This is a genomic window from Candidatus Sodalis pierantonius str. SOPE, assembly GCF_000517405.1.
Taxonomy (GTDB): domain Bacteria; phylum Pseudomonadota; class Gammaproteobacteria; order Enterobacterales; family Enterobacteriaceae; genus Sodalis_C; species Sodalis_C pierantonii.
The window spans coordinates 1,027,760-1,043,673 of record NZ_CP006568.1 but is presented as its reverse complement, the minus strand read 5'-3'; the positions used below and the strand labels follow the sequence as shown (position 1 = coordinate 1,043,673).

Here is a 15,914-nt window from a genome sequence, read left to right as displayed (position 1 = left end):
CCGTCACCCTCCGATTAATCGTAAAAGTCGCGCGCCGAATCCACCACCGGGCGAACTATGCCGGCCCGCACCACATAATCGCCGTAGGATTCACGCGGCTGGCGCTCACGCGCCCAGCGGCCCGCGGTGTCATCGATGATGCTCAGGATTTCGTCTTCGGTAATATTTTCCCGATATATGCGCGGAATGCGGGTACCAATGCGATCGCCGCCCAAATACAAGTTATAGCGGCCAATGGCTTTACCCACCAGCCCGATTTCCGCCAGCATCGCGCGACCACAGCCGTTTGGACAGCCGGTCACGCGCAGGATAATCTCGTCGTCTCCCAGCCCGTGACCCGACATGATGTTCTCCACCTTACTGACAAACTGCGGCAGGAAACGCTCTGCTTCGGCCATCGCCAGCGGACAGGTGGGAAACGCCACGCAGGCCATGGATGCCTTACGCTGCGCGCTGACATCATCGTTAATCAGCCCGTGGCGCCGCGCCAGCGCTTCGATAGCCGCTTTATCCTTCTTATCGACGCCGGCGATAATCAGGTTTTGGTTGGCGGTCAGACGGAAATCCCCTTTATGGATGCGGGCGATTTCCGCCAGGCCGGTTTTTAGCGTGCGGTCCGGGTAATCAAGGATGCGGCCGTTTTCGATAAACAGCGTCAGATGCCATTGGTTATCGATCCCCTTGACCCAGTCGAAGCGATCGCCGCGTTCGGTAAAAGCATAAGGGCGGATAGGGGCGAATTGAACGCCCGCGCGGATTTCCACTTCATCGCGGAACGCGCCGACGCCTTCACGCTCTAGGGTATATTTGGTCTTGGCGTTCTTGCGATTGGCGCGGTTGCCCCAGTCACGCTGCGTGGTCACCACCGCTTCGGCGATTTTCAGCGTATTCTCCAGGGCGATAAAGCCGAACTCACTGGCCTTGCGCGGATAGGTGCTCTTATCGCCGTGGGTCATCGCCAGGCCGCCGCCCACCAGCACGTTGAACCCCACCAATTGGCCGTTATCGCTGATGGCGACAAAGTTCAGATCGTTGGCGTGCAAATCTACATCGTTCAGCGGCGGCACCACCACCGTGGTTTTAAATTTACGCGGCAGATAGGTCGGCCCCAGGATCGGTTCCTGGTCGGTGGTTTCGGTCTTTACGCCGTCCAGCCAGATTTCCGCATAGGCGCGGGTTTTCGGCAGCAGATGTTCGGAGATCTTCTTCGCCCATTCCCAGGCCTGCCGATGCAGCACCGACTCGATGGGATTGGAGGTGCACAGTACGTTACGGTTAACGTCGCCGGCGGTCGCGATAAAGTCCAGTCCCAGGCGGTGCAGCAGTTGATGCATGCCTTTCAGCTTCGGCTTAAGCACGCCGTGAAACTGGAACGTTTGCCGGGTAGTCAGGCGGATGCTGCCGTAGAAAGTCTCTTCGGCGGCGAACGCGTCGATACCCAGCCACTGCTGCGGCGTGATCACCCCGCCCGGCAGGCGGCAGCGCAGCATCATATTAATCAGCGGCTCCAGCTTCGCCTCGGCGCGCTCGGCGCGCAGGTCGCGATCGTCTTGCTGGTACATGCCGTGAAAGCGGATCAACTGAAAATTATCGCCATTGAAGCCGCCGGTCAGCCCGTCCTGCAGATCCTGCGCGATGGTACCGCGCAGAAAATTGCTTTCGCTTTTTAACCGTTCGTTGTCGGAGAATTTGGCTTTCGGTTGTTGTTCGCTCATCAATAGACATCCCGCTGATAACGGCGCTCAATGCGCAGCTCACTTAAAAATTCGTCCGCTTGCTCAACATCCATGCCGCCGTGCTCGGCCACCACCGCCACCAGCGCCTGCTCGACATCACGGGCCATACGGTTGGCGTCGCCGCAGACATAAATATGCGAGCCCTGTTGGATCCAGCGCCACACTTCGGCGCCCTTCTCGCGCACTCTATCCTGCACGTAGATTTTTTCCGCCTGATCCCGCGACCAGGCAAGATCAATTTTGGTCAGCAGCCCCTCTTTGACATAGCGCTGCCATTCCACCTGGTAAAGAAAGTCATCGATGAAATGGGGATTGCCGAAGAACAGCCAATTTTGCCCCGGCGCGCCGTCGGCCTCGCGCTGCTGCAAGAACGCCCGGAACGGCGCGATCCCGGTGCCCGGTCCTATCATAATCACCGGCGTGTTGGGATCGCTCGGCAGACGGAAATTATCGTTGTGCTCGATAAATACCCGCAGCTCATCGTCTTCCGCCAGCCTGTCGGCCAAAAAGCCGCTGGCGCCGCCGGTGCGCGGCCGGCCATCGATTTCATAGCGCACCACGCCCACGGTAATATGCACCTCTTCGCCCACCTCCGCCTGCGACGACGCGATGGAATACAGGCGCGGCGTCAGCGGGCGCAGCAGCCCCAAAAGCTGCTCGGCGCGCAGTTCAATGGGCGCGCGGCGCACCATATCGACGATAGGCGTCGCAAGCGCAAATTGTTGCAATTGCGCTTTGTCCGCCACGACCGCCAACAGCGCCTCAACCCGCGCGAGGGCGGCATAGCTCTCTACGATGGCCGGGGTGTTTTGCGTTAGCTCGTAATGTTTTTGCAGCGCCTCGCCGAGGGACAGCGTCTGCCCCGCCACCTCGACCGGCTCGTCGCCCTTAAGCCACAGCAGCGCCAGCAATTCGCCAATCAGCGCCGGGTCGTTTTCGTACCATATCCCCAGCGCATCGCCTGGCTGATAACGCAGCCCGGAATCCGCCAGATCGATCTCCAGATGGCGCACATCTTTGTGCGATTGCCGGCTGGTTATCTTCTGAGTCACCGACAAATGCGCGCTGAGCGGCGCGTCTTTGGTGTAGGGGCTGGAGTCCACTTCGTTGACATTGCCGCTGACCGCCAATTGCTGCTGCGCCGGACTGGCGATCGCCACCCGCGCCTTCAGCCGTTCCACCATCGCGGCGCGCCAGGCCTCGGCCTGCGACTGGTAGTCCACATCGGCGTCCACCCGGTCGTACAAACGCTGCGCTCCCAGCGCCGCCAGTCGGCTGTCGAAATCTTTGCCGGTTTTGGCAAAATGCTCATAGGAGCTGTCGCCCAGGCCGAACACGGCGAATTGGGTATCCGGCAGCGCCGGCGCCTTTTTAGAGAAAAGATATTTATACAGCGCGATCGCCTCTTCCGGCGGATCCCCCTCACCCTGCGTGGAGGTCACCACCAGCAGCAGTTTTTCCTGCGCGATCTGTTTGAATTTATAGTCGCCCGCGTTAATCAGCACCACATCAAGCTGCGCGGCGATCAAATCATCGCGCAGTTGCTCCGCCAGCCGGCGCGCGTTGCCGGTCTGCGAGGCGCTCAGCAGCGTAATCGGCGCCGCGGCGGCGGCCCCCTGAGGCTGTGCGGGCGCCGCGACGCCCGAGGGCTGGCCTTCCGCTACCCGTCCCCAAAAATAACCGGAAATCCAGGCCAGTTGCAGGGGAGAAAAATCACTGGTCGCTGTCTGCAAGCGATCCAGCTGCTCCGCGCTTAGCGGCAGCACTGTGGAAGAGGGGACCTGTTTCGTCATGGGGGTAGGAAGTTCCTTGGGCCGGCACGCCAGGCCGGGCAATAAAGACCATTAGAGTTTGTAAGGTTAACCACTCGCCGGTTTACAATAAAGGATGCGATGTGAATAATAAATAACTAAACATCATAAGGTATAAATAAGGTTAAACTTACCGTAATTACCGATAGAATAGCCCCCCAGGATCCCCTGATCTTTACGCGGGGGATGACACCGTCAGCCGCGCGGGCAGCGCGCCAAATCATCTTATTTTCCGTTGGGAGGGTTGCCGGCGGCGCGATCCATGGCATCATAGCGCGCTAACCGTTATTATGCAGTCAATGTAGTAGAAGAGAAGCGACAGTGATTACCACGTTATATAAAGATTTTACCTTTGAATCCACCCACCGTATTCCCCATGTCCCCGCGGGACATAAGTGCGGCCGACTGCATGGACACTCCTTTTTAGTGCGCCTGGAAGTGACCGGCGAAGTGGATCCCCACACCGGCTGGATTATGGATTTCGCCGACTTGAAGGCCGCCTTTAAACCCATCCTCAACCGGCTAGATCATTATTATCTTAATGATATCCCTGGCCTGGAGAATCCTACCAGCGAAGTGCTGGCGCAATGGATCTGGTAGCAGCTAAAACCGCAACTGCCGCTGTTAAGCGCCGTGACCGTCAAAGAAACCTGTACCGCGGGCTGCGTCTACCGCGGCCAATAAAGACGCCCTTGGCAAAGGACCCGCTCCGCCCGCCCGCCCGCTCGGGCAAAGTACCCTATCCTCACGGGTTTTGAAAATCACGACTTTCCTCGGATTCAGCGTGTTACCCCCGGTAGATTACTCTATGTCAGTTGTTAGGGGAAAAGGGCGTTCCCTTGCGGGTATCCGTCAGGAAGAACGCTAAAGCGACCTGCCTACCGCGTTTATCGCTCTGATAATCGGAACAGTGAGTTATCTTTTTATCCTACAAGAAATGAAAACATCAAGACGGTGGCGGACCGCCCCTAGGCGATGTTGAGGTACTTGTGGGTTTGCATCGATAACCGCCAGTTACGGGCGATGCAGGTCTCGATACACAAGCGGGTGGCCGCCTCTTTCTGACTGATGGGCTGGAGCGCGATAACCCGCTGTTTTGTATCATGCAGAGTCTGCAACAGCGCATCCAACTCGTCGATATCGCGCTGACGCGCCACCGGATGCTTGATTTCATCGCTGCGGCCCAGCGCCTGCGCCAGCACCGGCAAGCCACCGCGCATGTTGATTTTCGGCGACACCGTCACCCAGGTTTGCGGCGTGCAGTGAACGTCCTGGGTACCGCTGGTTTCAATCTGGCAGCTGAATCCCTGCTGTTCCAGGGCGTGGGTCAGGGGCATCAGATCATGCAAACAGGGCTCGCCGCCGGTTATCACGACGTGCCGGGCGGTCCAGCCCTGCTGCGCGATCATCGCGATCATCGCGATCATCTCCTCCGCCGTGAGGCTGGCCCAACGGCTGCTGTCGGCGGTCTTCAGCGGTATTTCCCCCGCCGGCACATGATCGGTCTCGTCCTGTTGCCAGGTATGTTTGGTATCGCACCAGCTGCATCCCACCGGACACCCCTGCAGACGAATAAAGATCGCCGGCACGCCGGTAAAATAGCCTTCTCCCTGGAGGGTCTGGAAAATTTCGTTAAGCGGGTACTGCATACATTTCTCGTGATGACGGCTGCGAATAAGACTGAGTATTGCCTGCCCGTCGGATATCGCCAGCGGGGGCCGCCGCTGTGAATAAAAAAAAGCCCGCCGAAGCGGGCCGGAGCGCTTTCAGGCTCCGGCCCGAGGCGTTTGGACCCAGAGCGGAGTCGACTACCGGGCTTACGCCTGGCCTTTCACTTCACGCAGACCGTTGAACGGCGCGCGGTCACCTAGGGCTTCTTCGATACGAATCAGCTGGTTGTATTTTGCCACGCGGTCGGAACGGCTCATCGAACCGGTTTTGATCTGGCTAGCCGCGGTCCCTACCGCCAGGTCGGCGATGGTCGCGTCTTCGGTTTCGCCGGAACGGTGGGAAATGATGGTGGTATAACCGGCATCCTTGGCCATCTTGATTGCCGCCAGCGTTTCAGTCAGCGAACCAATCTGGTTGAATTTGATAAGGATGGAGTTGGCGATACCTTTGTCGATACCTTCTTTCAGGATCTTGGTATTGGTCACGAACAGATCGTCGCCCACCAGCTGGATTTTGTCGCCCAGCACTTTGGTCTGGTAAGCAAAACCGTTCCAGTCGGACTCGTTCAGGCCATCTTCAATGGAAACGATCGGGTACTGTTTGGTCAGATCTTCCAGGTAATGGGTGAACTCCTGCGAGGTAAAGGTTTTGCCTTCGCCTTTCAAGTTGTAGTTACCGGTAGATTCTTCAAAGAACTCAGAGGCCGCGCAGTCCATCGCCAGGGTGATGTCTTTACCCAGCACGTAACCGGCTTTCTCAACCGCTTCCTTGATAGCGGCCAGCGCCGCGGCGTTGGATTCCAGGTTCGGCGCATAGCCGCCCTCGTCACCCACGGCGGTGTTCATGCCTTTGCCCTTCAGTACCTTGGCCAGATTGTGGAACACTTCTGAGCCCATACGTACCGCTTCTTTGATGGTTTTCGCGCCGACCGGCTGGATCATGAATTCCTGGATGTCGACGTTGTTATCGGCGTGTTCACCACCGTTGATGATGTTCATCATCGGCAGCGGCATGGAGAATTTGCCAGGGGTGCCGTTCAGCTCCGCGATATGCTCATACAAAGGCATGCCTTTTGAGGCGGCGGCGGCTTTGGCGGCGGCGAGCGACACGGCCAGAATGGCGTTGGCGCCAAACTTGGATTTGTTTTCGGTGCCGTCCAGGTCGATCATGGTTTTATCCAGCGCGGCCTGATCTTTGGCGTCTTTACCGGTCAGGGCCTGAGCGATAGGACCGTTCACCGCGTCAACCGCTTTGGTGACGCCTTTGCCCAGGAAACGGGATTTGTCGCCGTCACGCAGCTCCAGCGCTTCGCGCGAACCGGTGGAGGCGCCCGACGGCGCAGCAGCCAGACCAACGAAACCACCCTTCAGGTGTACTTCTGCTTCTACGGTCGGATTTCCGCGGGAGTCGATGATTTCACGGCCAATGACTTTTACAATTTTGGACATTCGTATTTCCTCAGTACAAGTTAAAACACAATTCCTGACGGGCTGCCGGCGCCGCTCGCGCTCTGGCCGCCCCTTGTTTTTATTTCTGCGCCCGTTTTTGATAGTCGCCCGCGGCTTTGACGAAGCCCGCGAATAACGGATGACCATCACGGGGCGTCGAGGTGAACTCCGGGTGGAACTGGCTGGCGACAAACCACGGATGATCCGGGTATTCGATAATCTCCACCAGCTTATTATCTCCAGACCAGCCGGCGACGCGCAGCCCGGCGGCCTCAATGTGTTTCAACAGCATATTGTTGACTTCATAGCGATGGCGGTGGCGTTCCATAATGGTGGCCTCGCCGTATAACGCACGCGCCAGGCTGCCGTCCGCCAGGTGGCAGGGCTGGCTGCCGAGGCGCATGGTGCCGCCCAGGTCGCTTTGCTCGCTGTGCATTTCCACATTGCCGTCCTCATCGCGCCATTCGGTGATAAGCGCCACCACCGGATACTTACAGTCTGGCACAAATTCGGTGGAGTTTGCATCCTGCATCCCCGCCATATGGCGAGCAAATTCGATTAACGCCACCTGCATGCCCAGGCAGATGCCCAGGTAGGGGATCTTTTGCTCGCGCGCGTATTGCGCGGTCAGGATTTTCCCCTCCACGCCGCGATAGCCGAAGCCGCCGGGGATGAGGATAGCGTCCAAATCTTTCAATATTTCGACACCGCGGGTTTCAACATCCTGAGAATCGATCAGGCGGATATTTACCGTCAGGCGATTTTTCAGTCCGGCGTGTTTCAGGGCCTCGATAACCGATTTATAGGCGTCCGGTAACTCGATATATTTTCCGACCATGCCAATGGTCACTTCACCGACCGGATTCGCCTGCTGGTAAATCACCTGCTCCCATTCTGACAGATCCGCATCGGGACAGTTCAAGATGAATCGTTTACAAATATAATCGTCCAGCCCTTGCGATTTCAATAGCGCCGGGATTTTATAAATTGAATCAATATCTTTAAGCGAAATCACCGCCTTTTCCGGCACGTTACAGAATAAAGCAATTTTCGCCCGTTCGTTGTTGGGCACCGACCGATCGGAACGGCATATCAGCACGTCAGGCTGGATACCGATGGACAGCAGCTCTTTCACCGAATGCTGGGTCGGTTTGGTTTTCACCTCCCCCGACGCCGCCATATAGGGCACCAGGGTCAAGTGCATGTAGAGGGTGTGCTCGCGCCCGACTTCCACCGCCATTTGGCGAATGGCCTCCAGAAACGGCAGCGATTCAATATCCCCCACCGTACCGCCAATTTCCACGAGCACCACATCATGGCCTTCGCCGCCTTCGATAATGCGTTCTTTAATGGCGTTAGTAATGTGGGGAATCACCTGAATGGTGGCGCCCAGATAGTCGCCGCGGCGCTCTTTGCGCAGCACGTCGGAATAGATACGGCCGGTGGTGAAGTTGTTGCGGCGCGACATTTTGGTACGGATGAAGCGCTCATAGTGCCCTAAGTCCAAATCCGTTTCGGCACCGTCTTCGGTGACGAAAACTTCGCCGTGTTGAATAGGGCTCATGGTACCCGGATCCACATTGATGTAGGGGTCCAGCTTCATGATGGTAACGTTAAGGCCCCGGGCTTCGAGAATAGTCGCCAGGGAGGCTGCGGCAATGCCTTTACCCAAGGAGGAGACGACCCCGCCGGTTACAAAAATATAGTTTGTTGTCATGCTGAACCTGAGAAATTAGGTGTAAAGACGGAATAACCAAGACGGGAAAACAGTATACCTGAAGCCGCATTGCGCCACAAATATTCGTTTTGCTCATCCGCCCGCGCTCCATTGCCGATTGCGCGCCGCGTCGCCCAGCGAGATGATGACAAACCGGTTAAATAACAATCCCATAAACAACAAACGGGCCGTATCCCCTGTCGCGGCGCGTCAGCGGCGACCGGAACCTCCGCCCTTGTCGAAAAGTCGCGGGCTGGCTCGACGGTGAACGCTCACGCCTCTTTTTCCCGGCGCTTGACCTGCTGCCAGGCCTGTTCCATTTGCGCCAGGCTTACCTGCGCAAGCGTAAGCCCCTGTGCGTCAATAATGGCTTCTACCTGGCGGAAGCGGCGCTCGAATTTGCGGTTGGCCTGTTGCAGAGCCACTTCCGCCGTCTGGCCCAAATGGCGCGACAGGCTTACCGTGGCGAACAGCAAATCGCCTACCTCCTCCGCAAGCTTGGCCGAGTCCACCTCCGGCTGACGCGCCTCATGCATGACTTCATCGATCTCTTCATGTACTTTCGCCAGCACCGGCCCGAGAGTTGACCAGTCAAAACCCACCGCCGCGCAACGTTGCTGGATTTTCTGGGCTTTCATCAGCGCCGGCAGCGCGGCGGGGATATCGTCCAGCGGCGACGGGCGGGATTTTTCCGCCCGCTCCTGTGCCTTCAGCCGTTCCCACTGCGCGCGATGATCCACCGGCGCGACTGGCGCGGCGCTGAACAGGTGCGGATGCCGGCGCTCAAGCTTATCGCTGATGGCCTCACAGATAGCGGTGAAATCGAATCGCCCCTGCTCGCACGCCAGCTCGGCGTAAAACACCACCTGGAACAGCAGATCGCCCAGCTCAGCGCGCAGGTCGCCAAAGTCGCGCCGTGCGATGGCGTCGAGTACTTCATAGGTCTCCTCCAGCGTGCAGGGCGCGATGGAGTCAAAAATCTGGCTTTTATCCCAGGGGCAGCCCGCCTGCGGGTCGCGCAGACGGGTCATGATGGTTAACAGCCGGTGCAGCGCCGTTGCGGCATGCGGTTCAGACATAGAGCATCCTTTGACGAGTCAGTTACCGTGCAGCCGACGCGCGTCAATGACGTCTGGCAGTTGGTTGAGTTTCGACAGCATCCGCCCCAGCACCTGCTGGTTATAGATCTCGATATCCATATCAATGGTGGCCAGCTGTTTTTTCACATCGCTGCGGCTGGCAACGCCGAGCACGTTGACTTTCTCGTTGGCGAGAATGGTGGTGATGTCGCGCAGCAGGCCGCTGCGGTCGTTGGCGGTCACTCTGACCACCAGCGAGTACCCGCTGGAGTAGCTCTCGCCCCACACCGCGTCCACAATGCGTTCCGGCGCGTTGGCCTGCAGATCCGCCAGCTGCTCGCAATCGGCGCGATGGATGGAAATGCCGCGTCCCTGGGTGATAAAACCGCTGATATCGTCCCCCGGGATCGGCTGGCAGCAGCGGGCGATATGGTGCATCAGGTTGCCTACCCCTTCCACCACCACCCGGCCGTTATCGCGGTTGCGCGGCACCGGCGGGGTTTTCTGCGTCAGCTGACGCAGCGCCTGCTTGTCTTCCTCTTCGGCGCTGGGTTTGTTCAGCTTGCTTTGCAGGTAATTGACCATCTGGTTAATGCGCACGTCGCCGCCACCGATGGACGCCAGCAGTTCATCGAGCGTATTGACGTTGTAGCGCGGCAGCAGCAGTTTTTCCGCCTCGCGCATGCTGATATCCAGATGCTCCAGCTCCTCTTCCAACAGTTGGCGGCCGGCGACAATGTTTTTATCCCGATCCTGCTTGCGAAACCAGTTATGGATTTTGGAGCGCCCGCGGCTGGTGGTGACATAACCCAAATTGGGATTCAGCCAGTCGCGGCTCGGATTTGGGTGTTTCTGGGTGATAATTTCGACCTGATCGCCCATACGCAACTGATAGGTGAAGGGCACGATACGGCCGCTGATTTTGGCGCCGATACAGCGGTGGCCCACATCGCTATGAATATGGTAGGCGAAGTCCAGCGGCGTGGAGCCGGCCGGCAAATCCACCACGTCCCCTTTAGGCGTAAACACATAGACGCGATCGTCAAACACTTGGCTGCGCACTTCGTCGAGCATCTCGCCGGAGTCCGCCATCTCTTCCTGCCAAGCCAGCAGCTTGCGCAGCCAGGCAATGCGCTGCTCATAGCCGGATCGGCCGCCGGTCAGGGCGGTGCCGCCCTCTTTATACTTCCAGTGCGCGGCCACCCCCAGCTCGGCGTCCTCATGCATCTGACGCGTGCGGATCTGGATTTCCAGCGTTTTGCCGCGCGGGCCCAACACCACGGTATGGATCGATTGATAGCCGTTGGGTTTCGGGTTGGCGACGTAGTCGTCGAACTCATCCGGCAAATGGCGAAAATGGGTATGCACAATGCCGAGGGCGGCATAGCAGTCCTGTAGGCGTTCCACCACCACCCGCACCGCGCGCACGTCGAACAGCTCGTCGAATTCCAGCGTCTTTTTCTGCATTTTGCGCCAGATGCTATAGATGTGTTTCGGCCGGCCGTAGATATCGGCCTTCAGCCCTTCCTCCTGCATGGCCTTGCGCAAGGAGGCGACAAAATCTTCGATATACTGTTCGCGGTCGATACGCCGCTCGTGCAACAACTTGGCGATGCGCTTGTATTCTTCGGGATGCAGGTAGCGGAAGCAGAAATCTTCCAGCTCCCACTTGAGCTGGCCGATGCCGAGACGGTTGGCGAGCGGGGCATAAATATTGGTGCTCTCTTTCGCCGCCAGCACCCGTTCGTCTTCGGGCGCATCCTTCAGCTCGCGCAAATGGGCGATACGCTCGGCGAGCTTTATCACCACGCAGCGGAAATCTTCGACGATCGCCAGCAGCATGCGGCGCACGTTGTCCACCTGCTCCGGCGCCATGGAATCATTATGGGTTGCCTTCAACTGGCGGATGGCGTCCATATCGCGCACGCCGTGAACCAGTTCGACGATGCTCTTGCCGAATTCCGCCTCCAGCACCGTCTCTTCCACCACACCGGCATCGGCCAGCGGGAACAATAGCGCCGCGCACAGGCTGTCGTTGTCCATACTGAGCATGGACAGAATTTCCACCATTTCAATGCCGCGCCACAGCAGCAGAGGGGCATCAAGATGGTCCTTGCACCGCTGCTCGCAGTAGCGCCAGGTGTCGGCCAGCCGTTCACTTGATTGCGGATTGGCGAGGCCCAGACTGGCAACCCAGTCGTCCACGGCAAACTCGCCCGCCGGGTTCAAATGTGCACTTCTTACCGCAACCATACCCACTCCCTATCTTGCAGAGATGCCGGAACGCTTGATAAATAACGCCATCGACTCAAGATGGCCGCTATGCGGAAACATATCCAGCATCGCCAGGCGTGCCAGGGTGTAGCCTGCCGCCAATAAAATTTTGCTATCCCGCGCAAGGGTCGCCGGATTGCAAGAAACGTAGACAATGCGCTACGGCGCCCACGCCGCCAATAGGGGCATCACGCCGGCCGCACCCGCTCTGGCCGGGTCGAGCAATATCTTATCAAATCCGCCCACGGCCCACGGTTGATGCATCACATCTTGCTCAAGATTTTCGTGAAAAAAAGTCACGTTGCTTAGTGAATTACTCTGCGTATTATATTGCCCATTCGCTACCAGCGCCGCAACCCCCTCAACGCCGGTGACCTGCCCGCTCAAACGCGCCAGCGGTAGGGTAAAATTGCCCATGCCGCAAAAGAGATCCAACACCCGTTCGCCGGGCGCCGGCGCCAGCCAATCCAGCGCCTGGGCCACCATTTGCCGGTTGACCTCGTCATTGATCTGGATGAAGTCGCGCGGACTGAAACGCAGCGTCAACGCCGCTACCCGATAATAGGGCGGCTCGCCGCTGAGGCATTCCAGGCGTTCGCTATCGGGCGCGAGCCATACGCTGACCTGCTGGGCGGCGGCGAAATCCAGCAGCCGGCGACGATCCTCCTCCACCAGCGGTTGCAGGTGGCGCAGCACTATCAACGGACCGTTATCCGACGCCGCCAGTTCGACATGCCCCAGTTGCGCCACGGCCCGCAACCCCTGTAGATAGGCGCGCAAGGGCGCGATGAGCCGCTCGAGCGCCGGTCGCAAAATCGGGCAGGCGTGAATATCGACTAAATCGCTCGACTTTGCCTGCCGATAACCCATGCTAAGTTGGCGGGATTTCGGGCGATAGACCAACCCCAGGCGCGTGCGACGCCGGTAACCATAGGCGCTGGATCCGATTTGCGCCACCTCGGGCACCGCGCCTGGCTGTTCGCGCGCAAACAGCTGCGCCAGCGCCGCCGCCTTGGTGCGCTGCTGCAGCGCCTGACTGATATGCTGCTGCTGACAGCCGCCGCACACCCCATAATGGGGGTAGCGGGGAGCGACCCGGTCGGGGGCATCGTTCAGGCGGCGGACCACTTCGCCGCGGCTGTATTGGCGCTTATCCTCGGTGAGACGCACCTCGGCCTGCTCCCCCGGCAACAGCCCGGGGATGAACATGACCTTGCCCCGGTGGCGCGCCAGCCCCTGGCCGAACGCATCCAGTTGGTCACACAGGACCATGACCCTTTCCCGGGTCGCCACGCGACGGTTTGCAGAGTAGAATTGCGCCATAGATTGCCGGAAACGCCTTTGCGAAATGAGCCTGACGCTATTCTCCCATATTGGACCGCTATGACCAAATACAGCTTGCGCGCGCAGATGATGATACTGATCCTGGCTCCGACGCTTTTCATTGGCTTACTGCTTAGCGCTTTTTTTGTCGTCCACCGCTATAATGAGCTGCAACATCAATTGGTGGACGCCGGCGCCAGCATTATCGAGCCGCTGGCGCTGTCCAGCAAATACGGTATGACGTTTCACAATCGCGAATCGGTGCGCCATCTGGTTAATCTGCTGCATCGCCACCACTCGGATATTGTGCGGTCCATCTCGCTGTTCGACGTCAACAATACCCTGTTCGTCACCTCCAATTATCAACAGAATATGGCGCGGCTAAAGCTGCCGGACGGCGCGCCGCTGCCCGAGGGGCTAACGTTGTTGCGCTCGGGGTCGTCGCTCATCATGCTCACGCCCATCGTGCGCGAAGACAGTCTGCCGGACGGCGAGCGCGCGTACGGTGCGGCCAGCGATGCGATAAAACCGCTTGGTTATATCGCCATCGAACTGGATATGGACGCGGTGCGGCTGCAGCAGTACAAAGAGGCGTTTATTTCCACGCTACTGTTGCTGTTGTGCCTTTGTTGCGCCGGGCTGTTTGCCTACCGGCTGATGCGCGATGTCACGGGCCCTATCCGCAATATGGTCAGCACCGTCGATCGCATCCGCCGCGGCCAGTTGGACAGCCGGGTGGAGGGCTACATGCTCGGCGAACTGGATATGTTGAAAAACGGCATTAACGCCATGGCGATGTCGCTTAGCGCCTACCACGAAGAGCTGCAGCAGAATATCGATCAGGCAACCTCGGATCTGCGTGAGACCCTCGAGCAAATGGAAATCCAGAACGTCGAACTGGATCTGGCGAAAAAACGCGCCCAGGAGGCGGTGCGTATCAAGTCGGAATTTCTGGCGAATATGTCCCACGAGCTGCGCACGCCGCTCAACGGCGTTATCGGTTTTACCCGCCAGACGCTGAAAACACCGCTCACTTCCACCCAGCGCGACTACCTGCAAACCATTGAGCGATCTGGCAATCATTTACTCAGCATTATTAACGACGTGCTGGACTTCTCCAAATTGGAAGCCGGCAAACTGATGCTGGAAACGATCCCCTTCGCGCTGCGCGCCACAATGGATGAGGTGGTGATCCTGCTGGCCCATACCGCCCACGAAAAGGGCCTGGAGCTGATTTTACAGGTACAGCGCGAAGTGCCGGAATATGTCATCGGCGATCCGCTGCGGCTCCAGCAGGTGATGACCAACCTTATCGGTAACGCTATTAAATTCACCGAGCAAGGGCATATCATCATTCGCGTCAGCCGCCAGGGCCACGAGCGGGAGCGGGTGGAGATCAACGTGCAGATCCGCGATACCGGTATCGGCATCGCCGAACGCCAGCAATCGCAGCTGTTCCAGGCTTTCCGCCAGGCCGATGCCAGCATTACCCGCCGCCACGGTGGTACCGGTCTGGGGCTGGTGATTACGCAAAAGCTGGTGCGGGAGATGGGCGGAGAGATCAACTTCCGCAGCCGCGCCGGCCGGGGCTCAACCTTTTGGTTCCATATTCCGCTACAGATCAACTGCCACGCCTGGGTGGACCCGCATCGCTACGATGCCCTGATGCATAAGCGTCTGGCGTTGATCGAGGCCAACAGCGCGTCGGCGCAGGCCACCCTCGAGCTTTTGGCGGACACGCCGCTCGAGGTCAGTCACTATCCCGATATGGACGCGCTGGGCGATGCGCAGGTGGATATTTTACTCATCGGTAAACCGGTGACCGCGACGCTGTCGCTGCCGGAAATACGCTACGAGCTGCTGCGGGCCAGCGGCCATGCCCGCTGTATCATCCTGGCGCTGCCGGGCGCATGGATGGTGGAGGCGGAGCTGCTAAAACAAATGGGCGCGGACGCTTGTCTGACCAAGCCGGTGTCCGGCCAGCGCCTGCTGCCGCTGCTGCAATCGCCGCCGGCCCCGCGATCGGGCGACGAGCCCGAGGCCGGCACGCCCTGCCTGCCGCTAACCGTGATGGCGGTAGATGATAATCCCGCTAATCTCAAACTGATCGGCGCCCTGCTACAAGAGCAGGTGGAGCACACCATTTTATGTAACAGCGCCGCCGAAGTTATCGCCTACGCCGGCAAAAAGCCGCTGGATATTATTTTGATGGATATCCAGATGCCGGAAATCGATGGTCTGCGCGCCGCGGAGCTGATTCGCCAACTGCCGCTTCACGCCCATACGCCGATCGTAGCGGTCACCGCCCATACCATTAGCGATGAACGGCAGCGACTGCTGGATGCCGGCATGATTGATTGTCTAGCCAAACCTATCGATGAAGCGATGCTGCGCCGGCTACTATCGCACCACGGCGTGCACGATAGCGCGGCGCTCGCGGGGCCGCGCGAGGGGCCGGGCGACGTCAGACCGCCGCCGGCGCCGGCCGGCAATCAGGATGTTTCGCTCGATTGGCAGCTGGCGCTGCGTCAGGCGGCGGACAAACCGGATTTGGCGCGGGAAATGCTGGGGATGCTGCTGGAGTTTTTACCCGAAATCAAACAGCGGGTGAAAGCGGTGGCGAGCGGCGCGCACGACGAGCACATCGGCAGCTTGATCCACAAACTGCACGGCAGTTGCAGCTACAGCGGTGTGCCGCGGCTGCGGCGGCTGTGCGCCAATATTGAGCAGCAGTTGCGCAGCGGGGTTGAGGTCGCGGCGCTGGAGCCGGAATGGCTGGAAATGCTCGACGAAATTGAGAACGTGCGCATCGCCGCCCGCGCCTGGCTTAGCGGTTAGCGGGCTGCGCGCTCGCG

At 59.0% G+C, this 15,914-nt stretch carries 8 protein-coding genes and 2 pseudogenes; 2 read left to right on the top strand and 8 right to left on the bottom strand.

Annotation, left to right across the window (positions count from 1 at the left end; all coding sequences use genetic code 11):
• Positions 1-14: 14 nt before the first annotated feature.
• Together cysI and cysJ are read right to left on the bottom strand one after the other, a co-directional pair.
• The gene (gene cysI, locus SOPEG_RS05400) at positions 15-1,715 is read right to left on the bottom strand and encodes an assimilatory sulfite reductase (NADPH) hemoprotein subunit (protein WP_025244573.1); all 1,701 of its coding nucleotides are present in this window, start codon (positions 1,713-1,715) and stop codon (positions 15-17) included.
• Positions 1,715-3,529: an NADPH-dependent assimilatory sulfite reductase flavoprotein subunit gene (cysJ, locus tag SOPEG_RS05395; RefSeq protein ID WP_025244572.1), complete on the bottom strand. Its 1,815-nt coding sequence runs from the start codon at positions 3,527-3,529 to the stop codon at positions 1,715-1,717. Before cysJ ends, cysI begins: the two co-directional genes overlap by 1 nt.
• A 339-nt stretch (positions 3,530-3,868) precedes the next feature.
• Between cysJ and queD the strand changes: the two are divergent.
• Positions 3,869-4,231, top strand: a pseudogene (queD, locus tag SOPEG_RS05390) (6-carboxytetrahydropterin synthase QueD).
• Positions 4,232-4,515: 284 nt separating this feature from the next.
• Here queD and queE read toward each other — a convergent pair.
• The 6 genes and pseudogenes from queE to rlmD all read right to left on the bottom strand — a co-directional run bounded on the left by queE (position 4,516) and on the right by rlmD (position 13,059).
• A complete protein-coding gene (queE, locus tag SOPEG_RS05385) occupies positions 4,516-5,196 on the bottom strand; it encodes a 7-carboxy-7-deazaguanine synthase QueE (RefSeq protein WP_025244571.1) in 681 nt (226 codons plus the stop codon).
• A 168-nt stretch (positions 5,197-5,364) separates the two neighbouring features.
• Entirely contained in the window at positions 5,365-6,666 is a 1,302-nt protein-coding gene (gene eno, locus SOPEG_RS05380; protein WP_025244570.1) for a phosphopyruvate hydratase, read from the bottom strand.
• A 79-nt stretch (positions 6,667-6,745) separates the two neighbouring features.
• Positions 6,746-8,383 (bottom strand): glutamine hydrolyzing CTP synthase, encoded by a 1,638-nt coding sequence (gene pyrG, locus SOPEG_RS05375; RefSeq protein ID WP_025244569.1) that lies wholly within the window; start codon positions 8,381-8,383, stop codon positions 6,746-6,748.
• 272 nt (positions 8,384-8,655) lie between these two features.
• A complete protein-coding gene (gene mazG, locus SOPEG_RS05370; protein WP_025244568.1) occupies positions 8,656-9,462 on the bottom strand; it encodes a nucleoside triphosphate pyrophosphohydrolase in 807 nt (268 codons plus the stop codon).
• Positions 9,463-9,480: 18 nt separating this feature from the next.
• Complete coding sequence (gene relA / locus SOPEG_RS05365) at positions 9,481-11,715, bottom strand: GTP diphosphokinase (protein ID WP_025244567.1); 2,235 nt, start codon at positions 11,713-11,715, stop codon at positions 9,481-9,483.
• A 9-nt stretch (positions 11,716-11,724) separates the two neighbouring features.
• A pseudogene (gene rlmD / locus SOPEG_RS05360) lies at positions 11,725-13,059 on the bottom strand (23S rRNA (uracil(1939)-C(5))-methyltransferase RlmD).
• A 60-nt stretch (positions 13,060-13,119) separates the two neighbouring features.
• Between rlmD and barA the strand changes: the two are divergent.
• Positions 13,120-15,897: a two-component sensor histidine kinase BarA gene (gene barA, locus SOPEG_RS05355; RefSeq protein ID WP_025244566.1), complete on the top strand. Its 2,778-nt coding sequence runs from the start codon at positions 13,120-13,122 to the stop codon at positions 15,895-15,897.
• Positions 15,898-15,914: the final 17 nt, after the last annotated feature.

What these genes read in the sequence shown, in the direction of transcription:
- cysI (WP_025244573.1), bottom strand. Translation starts at nt 1,715, where the DNA reads ATGAGCGAACAACAACCGAAAGCCAAATTCTCCGACAACGAACGGTTA.
- cysJ (WP_025244572.1), bottom strand. Translation starts at nt 3,529, where the DNA reads ATGACGAAACAGGTCCCCTCTTCCACAGTGCTGCCGCTAAGCGCGGAG.
- queE (WP_025244571.1), bottom strand. Translation starts at nt 5,196, where the DNA reads ATGCAGTACCCGCTTAACGAAATTTTCCAGACCCTCCAGGGAGAAGGC.
- eno (WP_025244570.1), bottom strand. Translation starts at nt 6,666, where the DNA reads ATGTCCAAAATTGTAAAAGTCATTGGCCGTGAAATCATCGACTCCCGC.
- pyrG (WP_025244569.1), bottom strand. Translation starts at nt 8,383, where the DNA reads ATGACAACAAACTATATTTTTGTAACCGGCGGGGTCGTCTCCTCCTTG.
- mazG (WP_025244568.1), bottom strand. Translation starts at nt 9,462, where the DNA reads ATGTCTGAACCGCATGCCGCAACGGCGCTGCACCGGCTGTTAACCATC.
- relA (WP_025244567.1), bottom strand. Translation starts at nt 11,715, where the DNA reads ATGGTTGCGGTAAGAAGTGCACATTTGAACCCGGCGGGCGAGTTTGCC.
- barA (WP_025244566.1), top strand. Translation starts at nt 13,120, where the DNA reads ATGACCAAATACAGCTTGCGCGCGCAGATGATGATACTGATCCTGGCT.